Source organism: Citrobacter sp. Cm046, assembly GCF_030333065.1.
GTDB classification, from domain to species: Bacteria; Pseudomonadota; Gammaproteobacteria; order Enterobacterales; family Enterobacteriaceae; genus Citrobacter; species Citrobacter murliniae.
Genome location: NZ_JAOWGP010000041.1, coordinates 177,710 through 188,246 on the forward strand (window position 1 = coordinate 177,710; position 10,537 = coordinate 188,246).

Annotated in this window: 8 protein-coding genes, 1 rRNA gene and 1 other annotated feature; of the genes, 5 read left to right on the forward strand and 4 right to left on the reverse strand. The window is 51.0% G+C overall.

Going from position 1 to position 10,537, the window contains the following annotated elements:
- Positions 1 to 9 precede the first annotated feature (9 nt).
- Positions 10 to 1,131: a bifunctional chorismate mutase/prephenate dehydrogenase gene (gene tyrA, locus OGX98_RS14225; RefSeq protein WP_045446352.1), complete on the forward strand. Its 1,122-nt coding sequence runs from the start codon at positions 10 to 12 to the stop codon at positions 1,129 to 1,131.
- A gap of 100 nt (positions 1,132 to 1,231) precedes the next feature.
- Here tyrA and pheA read toward each other — a convergent pair whose 3' ends face one another.
- The 4 genes from pheA to bamD all read right to left on the reverse strand — a co-directional run bounded on the left by pheA (position 1,232) and on the right by bamD (position 3,988).
- Positions 1,232 to 2,392, reverse strand: coding sequence for a bifunctional chorismate mutase/prephenate dehydratase (gene pheA, locus OGX98_RS14230; protein ID WP_286595439.1), 1,161 nt, complete (start codon positions 2,390 to 2,392; stop codon positions 1,232 to 1,234).
- 22 nt (positions 2,393 to 2,414) lie between these two features.
- Positions 2,415 to 2,540: a sequence feature (Phe leader region), on the reverse strand.
- The gene (gene pheL, locus OGX98_RS14235) at positions 2,492 to 2,539 is read right to left on the reverse strand and encodes a pheA operon leader peptide PheL (protein WP_100250063.1); all 48 of its coding nucleotides are present in this window, start codon (positions 2,537 to 2,539) and stop codon (positions 2,492 to 2,494) included. It overlaps the preceding feature by 48 nt.
- Positions 2,541 to 2,642: 102 nt before the next feature.
- Positions 2,643 to 2,981, reverse strand: coding sequence for a ribosome-associated translation inhibitor RaiA (raiA, locus tag OGX98_RS14240; protein WP_045446346.1), 339 nt, complete (start codon positions 2,979 to 2,981; stop codon positions 2,643 to 2,645).
- A 269-nt stretch (positions 2,982 to 3,250) separates the two neighbouring features.
- A complete protein-coding gene (gene bamD, locus OGX98_RS14245; RefSeq protein ID WP_136345265.1) occupies positions 3,251 to 3,988 on the reverse strand; it encodes an outer membrane protein assembly factor BamD in 738 nt (245 codons plus the stop codon).
- A 131-nt stretch (positions 3,989 to 4,119) separates the two neighbouring features.
- On the opposite strand from bamD, the gene rluD reads away from it, so the two are divergent.
- The 4 genes from rluD (at position 4,120) to OGX98_RS14265 (ending at position 10,521) form a co-directional block, all read left to right on the forward strand.
- Positions 4,120 to 5,100 carry a 23S rRNA pseudouridine(1911/1915/1917) synthase RluD gene (gene rluD / locus OGX98_RS14250; protein ID WP_045446340.1) on the forward strand — a complete coding sequence of 327 codons (981 nt, stop codon included), beginning with the start codon at positions 4,120 to 4,122 and terminating at the stop codon, positions 5,098 to 5,100.
- Positions 5,097 to 5,828, forward strand: coding sequence for a purine nucleoside phosphorylase YfiH (gene yfiH / locus OGX98_RS14255; protein WP_286595441.1), 732 nt, complete (start codon positions 5,097 to 5,099; stop codon positions 5,826 to 5,828). Before rluD ends, yfiH begins: the two co-directional genes overlap by 4 nt.
- A gap of 129 nt (positions 5,829 to 5,957) precedes the next feature.
- Positions 5,958 to 8,531: an ATP-dependent chaperone ClpB gene (gene clpB, locus OGX98_RS14260; RefSeq protein WP_045446336.1), complete on the forward strand. Its 2,574-nt coding sequence runs from the start codon at positions 5,958 to 5,960 to the stop codon at positions 8,529 to 8,531.
- A 448-nt stretch (positions 8,532 to 8,979) separates the two neighbouring features.
- A 16S ribosomal RNA gene (locus OGX98_RS14265) occupies positions 8,980 to 10,521 on the forward strand.
- Positions 10,522 to 10,537: the final 16 nt, after the last annotated feature.

Here is a 10,537-nt window from a genome sequence, read left to right on the forward strand (position 1 = left end):
AGGTTAGTTATGGTTGCTGAATTGACCGCGTTGCGCGATCAAATTGATGAAGTGGATAAGGCGCTGCTGGATTTACTTGCGCGCCGTCTGGAACTGGTTGCTGAAGTCGGCGAAGTTAAAAGCCGCTTTGGGCTACCGATCTACGTACCTGAGCGCGAGGCATCTATGCTGGCTTCGCGCCGTGCGGAGGCAGAAGCGCTCGGAGTCCCTCCAGATCTTATTGAAGATGTTTTACGTCGGGTAATGCGCGAGTCTTACTCCAGCGAGAATGACAAAGGCTTTAAAACGCTTTGTCCTTCTCTGCGTCCGGTGGTGATCGTCGGTGGCGGCGGTCAGATGGGGCGGCTGTTTGAAAAAATGCTCACCCTGTCGGGTTATCAGGTGCGTATTCTCGAACAGCAGGACTGGGATCGTGCGCAGGAAATTGTGGCTGACGCCGGAATGGTGATTGTCAGTGTGCCAATTCACGTCACGGAGCAGGTTATTGCGAAATTACCGCGCTTGCCTGCTGATTGTATCCTGGTCGATCTGGCCTCGGTGAAAAATGGCCCGCTGCAGGCGATGCTGGCGGCGCACGATGGTCCCGTAGTGGGTTTACATCCGATGTTTGGCCCGGACAGCGGCAGCCTGGCAAAGCAGGTGGTTGTGTGGTGTGACGGACGTCAGCCGGAAGCTTATCAGTGGTTCCTGGAACAGATTCAGGTCTGGGGCGCGCGGCTACATCGGATTAGCGCCGTTGAGCATGACCAGAATATGGCCTTTATCCAGGCGTTGCGTCATTTTGCGACGTTTGCTTACGGCTTGCATTTAGCAGAGGAGAATGTGCAACTGGAGCAGTTGCTGGCGCTCTCTTCACCGATCTACCGCCTTGAACTGGCGATGGTAGGACGGCTGTTTGCCCAGGATCCGCAGTTGTATGCCGATATTATTATGTCTTCAGAGAGTAACCTCGCGCTGATCAAACGTTATTACAAACGTTTTGGCGAAGCGATTGGTTTACTGGAACAGGGGGACAAGCAGGCCTTTATCGACAGCTTCCGTAAGGTTGAACACTGGTTTGGTGATTATGCTAAACGTTTTCAGAGTGAAAGCCGTACTCTGTTGCGCCAGGCTAACGACAGTCGCCAGTAAGTAAAATGCCGGATGGCAACGCTTACGCGTCTTATCCGGCCTACAAAATCGTATGAATCGTAGGCCGGATTAGCGTAGCGCTATCCGGCATTGTCACACTTTAGCTCGGATTGACTGGCACTACATTCTCACTTGGATAACAGCCAAGTACTTTCATCGAACGGGTAATTTCCCCCAGCTCCTTCAATGCTTTTTGCATCTCTGGTGATTCCAGATTGGCCTGTATATCGAGATAAAACATCTCTTCCCACGGATTGCCGTGAATCGGGCGTGATTCCAGTTTAGTCATTATCAGATTATGGTTACGCAGCACCAGGAGCGCTTCAACCAGCGCACCAGCCTGCTGACCCGTCGCCATTAGCAGCGTGGTTTTCGCCGGAACCTGGTCGGAAACATTTATTGCCTTGCGTGCCAGCACGACAAAACGGGTAATATTTTGCGACTGATTGGCTTCAATATGTGCGAGGACCTGCAGACCATGCAGTACGCCACCGGCCTCGCTTCCAAGAGCCGCTACGTGTGGTGAGTTGGCCTGCGCGACCTTTTCCATTGCTGCAGAGGTGCTTTCTGTATACTCGATCTTCCAGTGTGGATATCGGTTGAGAAACTTGCTGCACTGCTGGAACGGTTGCGGGTGGCTGTACACGGTTTCAATGCTATTTAGATCCGCAGTACCGGAAACCAGCACACAGTGGTCGATAGTTATCGTCATCTCCCCCACGATAGAAAGGCTGGTATGTTGCAGGAGGTCGTAGACATCGTTGATCGCACCGGAACTGGTGTTTTCAATCGGTACCACAGCGTAGTCGGCTTGCCCGGTTTCTACCTGGTTGAAAATATCGGAAAATTTTGCGCAGCCGCTCTCAATAAACTGCTCAAAGTGGCGTGCAGCATACTGACGTGCTGCAAGGTGAGAATAAGAGCCTTTTGGCCCCAGAAAAGCGACCCGTGCTGAGTGTGGGTTGATCTTGTTCAGATGCTGCTGAAGGAGCGCCTGTTGGGTGAGTACGGAGTCTTCGATGATGAGCTGGAATAGTCGGGTGATGTAGTGTGCGTCGAGGTGATGTGTTTTACCAAGCTGAATCAACCGGTCTAACAGATCACGTTCGCGGTCAATATCGCGTACCGGACGATGAGAAAGCAGCTTAGCTTTGCCGACTTCTACGGCCAGTCCACGTCGCTCAGCCAGCAAAGCCAGTAATTTTTCATCCAGCGTGCTTATCTTCTCTCGCAGCGCCAGTAACGGGTTTTCCGATGTCATAGTGTTGCCTTTCTTGTTATCAATAAAAAAGGCCCCCCGTTGTGGGAGGCCTTATTGTTCGTCTTCGCATTCTTTATCACACGACGAAACGCCTCCCATTCAGGGGAAGGTAAAAAAGAATGCGAAGAAGAACGGGACAAGTTTCATGTAATTTTCCTTTGGCTACGACAGTAAAGTACCTGTACTGTTTTCACCCTGTCAACAAAAAACGCGCCCGAAGGCGCGTTGGCGATACACTCAATGTAAGGGACTACTCTTCTTCTGCTTCGACGAAGTTGGCGTCTTTTACTGAAGTTGTTGCACGACGGGCTTCGCCTTTGTGCTGCACTTTATTGAGCTGCCGTTCCAGCTTGTTGATCAAATCGTTAATTGCGGTGTACATATCTTCGTGTTTTGCGCTGGCGACCAGATGTCCGTTCGGTGTATTGATGGTGGCATCAGCAATGAAACCCTGTGGCTCCTTGGACAGGACGATATGTGGATTAATCAGATGAGTTTGCCATTTATCTAATTTGGCGAGACGGTCTGCGACATGCTGGCGAATTGCCGGAGTAATTTCCATTTGTTTACTGGTAATGTTCATTGTCATAAATTTTACCTCTTGTCTTTCCCGTCTTGGTGATTCCAGCATACCGTTCCTAATGTCAAAATGTGTGATTTAAATCACATTTTTTTGTCGCTTTTTGTCAAGAAAACCTTTTTGTGAGGCACCGCAGGAACAGGTGATTTATTACTTGAGGAATACCTGAAAGCAGGCCATATTTGACTGGATGCGTTGCAGCTAAACCGCTTCAGTTACAGCGTCAACGGATAAAAAAACGGCAGCCCAAAGGCTGCCGTTTTGCATTTACAGATAAATCAGGTGTTGCTGCTGTTGGCGGCAATAATTTTCGCCACTTTTTCGGCCTGTGCATTCATCTGCATCTGGCGATAGGCGTTTTCCATCAACGGTAGAGCATCACGTGTTGCCTGTGTATCCGGGAAATCGCGCAGCATTCCTTCCACTCGGTTCACAACTGCAACCCATGCGCCACGTGCAGTGTAGTATTCAGCAACGGAGTACTCATACTTCGCCAGGCGATCTTTCAGGAAGACCAGTCGTTTGGTGGCATCCGTCGTGTACTGGCTATTCGGATAACCGCGTACCAGTTTGGAAAAGTCATTAAACGCAGCTCGGGCATGCTGAGGATCGCGATCGCTGCGATCGACACCAAAGAATCCTTGCAGTGCGCTATCATCCAACGCCATATTGGTCAGGCCACGCATGTACATGACGTAATCAATGTTAGGATGTGTCGGGTTCAGGCGGATAAAACGATCGATAGCAGCCTGAGCAAGTGGCAGATCGGCGTTTTTGTAGTAGGCGTAGATGAGATCTAATTGCACCTGCTGAGAATACGGTCCAAATGGATAACGGTTATCCAACGCTTCCAATTGCGTTATTGCCTGTTTCCAGTTACCGTCCTGCAGCTTTTGCTGAGCAGTCGCGTAGATTTCATTTGGCGGATTATCGGGCACCTCTTCCTTTGAACCAGAGCAACCCGCCAAAAACAGGCTCAACGTGGCTGCTGCCACCAGATATTTCATGCGCGTCATGACGTTTTGACTTTCCTCAAAATGTTTTACGGGAGATTCTCTGTTCCTGCTCCCGGTTAAGACCAGCTACAATAGCACACTATATTAAACGGCAAAGCCGTAAAACCCAACGTTAAACGAAGAAGCAGTTTATGGCACAACGAGTAGAACTCACCGCAACAGTCTCCGAAAATCAGCTCGGTCAACGCTTAGATCAGGCTTTGGCCGAATTGTTCCCTGATTATTCGCGTTCACGCATAAAAGAATGGATCCTCGATCAGCGCGTGCTGGTAAATGGTCATCTTTGCGATAAACCGAAAGAAAAAGTGTTAGGTGGAGAACGAGTCTCCATCAATGCTGAAATTGATGAAGAAGTCCGTTTTGAAGCTCAGGATATCCCGTTGGATATCGTTTATGAAGATGATGACATTCTTGTCATCAACAAACCACGTGACCTCGTGGTACATCCGGGCGCCGGTAATCCGGATGGTACGGTACTGAATGCGTTACTGCATTACTACCCGCCAATCGCGGATGTTCCGCGGGCCGGTATTGTGCACCGCCTGGATAAAGACACGACCGGATTAATGGTGGTGGCAAAAACCGTTCCGGCACAAACGCGTCTGGTAGAGTCGTTGCAGCTGCGTGAAATCACGCGTGAATATGAGGCTGTGGCAATCGGTCATATGACTGCGGGTGGTACGGTTGAAGAACCGATCAGTCGTCATCCAACCAAACGTACGCATATGTCAGTCCATCCAATGGGTAAACCGGCGGTGACTCACTATCGTATTATGGAGCACTTCCGTGTGCACACGCGTCTGCGGCTGCGTCTGGAAACCGGACGTACGCACCAGATCCGCGTGCACATGGCGCATATCACCCATCCGTTGGTGGGCGATCAGGTTTACGGTGGTCGTCCGCGCCCACCGAAAGGTGCATCGGACGAATTCATTTCTACGCTGCGTAAATTTGATCGTCAGGCACTGCATGCCACCATGCTGCGCCTGTATCACCCGATCTCTGGTATCGAAATGGAATGGCACGCGCCGATTCCACAAGATATGGTTGATCTGATCGCGGTAATGCGTGCCGATTTCGAAGAACATAAGGATGATGTTGCCTGGTTATGAGTAAGCTAATTGTCCCGCAGTGGCCGCTGCCGCAAGGCGTCGCAGCCTGTAGTTCTACACGTATTGGCGGTGTCAGTATGCCGCCTTATGATTCGCTGAATCTGGGGGCCCATTGCGGCGATAACCCGGAGCATGTTGAAGAGAACCGCAATCGGCTGTTTGCTGCGGGCAATCTGCCTTCGAAACCCGTCTGGCTAGAACAGGTTCATGGTAAAGATGTCCTCAAGCTTAGCGGCGGGCCTTACTCTTCAAAGCGTGCAGATGCCTCCTGGAGCAATACGCCAGGCACCGTATGTGCGGTGGTGACGGCGGACTGTTTGCCAGTGCTGTTCTGTAACCGAGCAGGAACGGAAGTCGCGGCGGCCCATGCGGGCTGGCGCGGGCTATGTGCGGGTGTCCTGGAAGAGACGGTGTCGTGTTTTACTGATAAACCTGAAAACATTATTGCCTGGTTAGGGCCGGCGATTGGCCCGAACGCTTTTGAGGTGGGACCAGAAGTCCGCGAAGCGTTTATGGCAATAGATCCGCAAGCGGAAAGCGCATTTCAGGCTCGCGGTGAAAAGTATTTGGCAGATATCTATCAACTAGCGCGCCAGCGTCTGGCAAATGTCGGGGTTGAGAACCTCTACGGAGGCGACCATTGCACCTTCAGCGAAAGTGAGACTTTCTTCTCTTATCGTCGCGACAATACCACGGGTCGTATGGCAAGTTTTATTTGGCTGATATAACCTAAAGAATCAAGACGATCCGGTACGCGTAATTTTCTTTTCACATAATTCAGGTCATTCACCTTGAATAATTGAGGGATGACCTCATTTAATCTCCAGTAGCAATTTTGACCTGTTATGGGAGGAGTTATGCGTCTGGATCGTCTTACTAATAAATTCCAGCTTGCTCTTGCCGATGCCCAGTCACTCGCATTGGGGCACGACAACCAATTCATCGAACCACTTCATCTAATGAGCGCCTTGCTGAATCAGGAAGGGGGATCGGTACGTCCTTTATTAACGTCTGCTGGCATTAATGCCGGCCAGTTACGTACAGCTATTGATCAGGCGTTGAGCCGTTTACCGCAGGTAGAAGGTACCGGCGGTGATGTGCAGCCTTCTCAAGAACTGGTGCGTGTACTGAATCTTTGCGACAAGCTGGCGCAAAAGCGTGGGGACAACTTTATTTCGTCAGAACTGTTCGTTCTGGCGGCGCTTGAGTCGCGCGGTACGCTGACAGATTTATTAAAATCAGCGGGGGCGACGACCGCCAATATCACTCAGGCAATTGAACAGATGCGTGGAGGTGAAAGCGTGAACGACCAGGGGGCTGAAGACCAGCGTCAAGCCTTGAAAAAATATACTGTTGATCTGACCGAACGTGCCGAACAGGGCAAGCTCGATCCGGTTATTGGGCGTGATGAAGAAATTCGTCGTACCATTCAGGTACTGCAACGTCGTACTAAAAACAACCCGGTATTAATTGGTGAGCCTGGTGTCGGTAAGACGGCAATCGTTGAAGGCCTTGCTCAGCGAATCATTAATGGTGAGGTGCCAGAAGGTTTAAAAGGCCGTCGCGTACTGGCGCTGGATATGGGCGCGCTGGTGGCTGGGGCGAAATATCGTGGTGAGTTTGAAGAACGTCTGAAAGGTGTTCTGAACGATCTTTCGAAACAGGAAGGCAACGTCATTCTGTTTATCGATGAATTGCATACTATGGTAGGTGCAGGTAAAGCGGATGGCGCAATGGATGCCGGGAACATGCTGAAACCAGCGCTGGCGCGTGGGGAACTTCACTGCGTGGGTGCCACGACGCTCGATGAATATCGTCAGTATATCGAAAAAGATGCTGCGCTGGAGCGTCGTTTCCAGAAAGTGTTTGTCGCTGAGCCTTCAGTAGAAGACACCATTGCCATTCTGCGTGGTTTGAAAGAACGTTATGAACTGCACCACCACGTGCAGATAACTGACCCGGCAATTGTTGCTGCAGCGACGCTGTCCCATCGCTATATCGCTGACCGTCAGTTACCGGATAAAGCCATCGATCTGATCGATGAAGCCGCGTCCAGCATTCGTATGCAGATTGACTCCAAGCCGGAAGAACTGGACCGACTCGACCGCCGAATTATCCAGTTGAAACTGGAGCAGCAGGCGTTGATGAAAGAGTCTGATGAGGCGAGCAAGAAACGCCTTGATATGCTCAACGAAGAGCTGGACGAGAAAGAACGTCAGTATTCTGAGTTAGAGGAAGAATGGAAAGCGGAAAAAGCGTCACTCTCCGGAACGCAAACCATCAAGGCTGAACTGGAGCAGGCGAAAATCGCGATTGAACAGGCTCGTCGTGTTGGCGACCTGGCGCGGATGTCCGAATTACAATACGGTAAAATTCCTGAGCTGGAAAAACAGCTGGAAGCAGCCACCCAGTCCGAAGGCAAAACGATGCGTCTGTTGCGTAATAAAGTGACTGATGCGGAAATTGCTGAAGTGCTGGCGCGCTGGACGGGGATCCCGGTCGCCAGAATGCTGGAAGGTGAACGTGAAAAACTGCTGCGGATGGAGCAGGAACTGCATAGTCGCGTCATTGGGCAGAATGAGGCGGTCGAAGCTGTTTCTAACGCTATTCGCCGTAGCCGTGCTGGGCTGTCCGATCCTAATCGCCCGATTGGTTCGTTCCTGTTCCTTGGACCAACCGGTGTGGGTAAAACTGAACTGTGCAAAGCGCTGGCCAACTTTATGTTCGACAGCGATGACGCAATGGTACGTATCGATATGTCCGAGTTTATGGAGAAACACTCCGTGTCTCGTCTGGTAGGGGCGCCTCCGGGATATGTCGGTTATGAAGAAGGTGGATACCTGACGGAAGCAGTGCGTCGTCGTCCTTATTCGGTCATTTTGCTGGATGAAGTTGAAAAAGCGCATCCGGATGTGTTCAATATTCTGCTGCAGGTACTTGATGACGGCCGCCTGACTGACGGGCAGGGGAGAACGGTTGACTTCCGTAATACGGTAGTGATTATGACCTCTAACCTCGGTTCAGACTTGATTCAGGAACGTTTCGGTGAACTCGATTACGGCCATATGAAAGATCTGGTGCTGGGAGTTGTGAGCCAAAACTTCCGTCCGGAATTCATCAACCGTATAGATGAAGTTGTTGTATTCCATCCTCTTGGGGAACAACACATTGCATCTATTGCCCAGATTCAGTTGCAGCGTCTGTACAAACGTCTGGAAGAACGTGGCTATGAAATCCACATTTCTGATGAGGCGCTTAAACTGCTGAGTGCGAATGGCTACGATCCTGTTTACGGGGCGCGTCCATTGAAACGTGCTATTCAGCAGCAGATCGAAAACCCGCTGGCACAGCAAATCCTGTCTGGTGAGCTGATGCCGGGCAAAACGATTCGCCTGGAAGTGAATGACGATCGTATTGTGGCAGTGCAGTAAGCCGCAAAACATCAAAAACGGGTCCGTCAGGACCCGTTTTTGTTTAAAAAGAAGGCTCTAATGGGTTTGTATCACATGTATTGATTGAAAAGTAATCGATTGATAGGTTTTTTATATTTTTAACTTGTCAGCCTGAAATAACTCCCTATAATGCGCCTCCACTGACACGGAACAACGGGCTACAGGCCGCCGGGTCAGCGGGGTTCCACTGAGAACTTCGCGGAGAAAAGCAAAAATAAATGCTTGACTCTGAAGCGGGATGGCGTAATATGCACACCCCGCGCCGCTGAGAAAAAGCGAAGCGGCACTGCTCTTTAACAATTTATCAGACAATCTGTGTGGGCACTCAATGATACGGATTCTTAACGTCGCAAGACGAAAAATGAATACCAAGTCTCTGAGTGAACACGTAATTCATTACGAAGTTTAATTCACGAGCATCAAACTTAAATTGAAGAGTTTGATCATGGCTCAGATTGAACGCTGGCGGCAGGCCTAACACATGCAAGTCGAACGGTAGCACAGAGGAGCTTGCTCCTTGGGTGACGAGTGGCGGACGGGTGAGTAATGTCTGGGAAACTGCCCGATGGAGGGGGATAACTACTGGAAACGGTAGCTAATACCGCATAACGTCGCAAGACCAAAGAGGGGGACCTTCGGGCCTCTTGCCATCGGATGTGCCCAGATGGGATTAGCTAGTAGGTGGGGTAACGGCTCACCTAGGCGACGATCCCTAGCTGGTCTGAGAGGATGACCAGCCACACTGGAACTGAGACACGGTCCAGACTCCTACGGGAGGCAGCAGTGGGGAATATTGCACAATGGGCGCAAGCCTGATGCAGCCATGCCGCGTGTATGAAGAAGGCCTTCGGGTTGTAAAGTACTTTCAGCGAGGAGGAAGGTGTTGAGGTTAATAACCTCAGCAATTGACGTTACTCGCAGAAGAAGCACCGGCTAACTCCGTGCCAGCAGCCGCGGTAATACGGAGGGTGCAAGCGTTAATCGGAATTACTGGGCGTAAAGCGCACGCAGGCGGTCTGTCAAGTCGGATGTGAAATCCCCGGGCTCAACCTGGGAACTGCATCCGAAACTGGCAGGCTAGAGTCTTGTAGAGGGGGGTAGAATTCCAGGTGTAGCGGTGAAATGCGTAGAGATCTGGAGGAATACCGGTGGCGAAGGCGGCCCCCTGGACAAAGACTGACGCTCAGGTGCGAAAGCGTGGGGAGCAAACAGGATTAGATACCCTGGTAGTCCACGCCGTAAACGATGTCGACTTGGAGGTTGTGCCCTTGAGGCGTGGCTTCCGGAGCTAACGCGTTAAGTCGACCGCCTGGGGAGTACGGCCGCAAGGTTAAAACTCAAATGAATTGACGGGGGCCCGCACAAGCGGTGGAGCATGTGGTTTAATTCGATGCAACGCGAAGAACCTTACCTACTCTTGACATCCAGAGAACTTAGCAGAGATGCTTTGGTGCCTTCGGGAACTCTGAGACAGGTGCTGCATGGCTGTCGTCAGCTCGTGTTGTGAAATGTTGGGTTAAGTCCCGCAACGAGCGCAACCCTTATCCTTTGTTGCCAGCGGTTCGGCCGGGAACTCAAAGGAGACTGCCAGTGATAAACTGGAGGAAGGTGGGGATGACGTCAAGTCATCATGGCCCTTACGAGTAGGGCTACACACGTGCTACAATGGCATATACAAAGAGAAGCGACCTCGCGAGAGCAAGCGGACCTCATAAAGTATGTCGTAGTCCGGATTGGAGTCTGCAACTCGACTCCATGAAGTCGGAATCGCTAGTAATCGTGGATCAGAATGCCACGGTGAATACGTTCCCGGGCCTTGTACACACCGCCCGTCACACCATGGGAGTGGGTTGCAAAAGAAGTAGGTAGCTTAACCTTCGGGAGGGCGCTTACCACTTTGTGATTCATGACTGGGGTGAAGTCGTAACAAGGTAACCGTAGGGGAACCTGCGGTTGGATCACCTCCTTACCTTAAAGAACCGTTC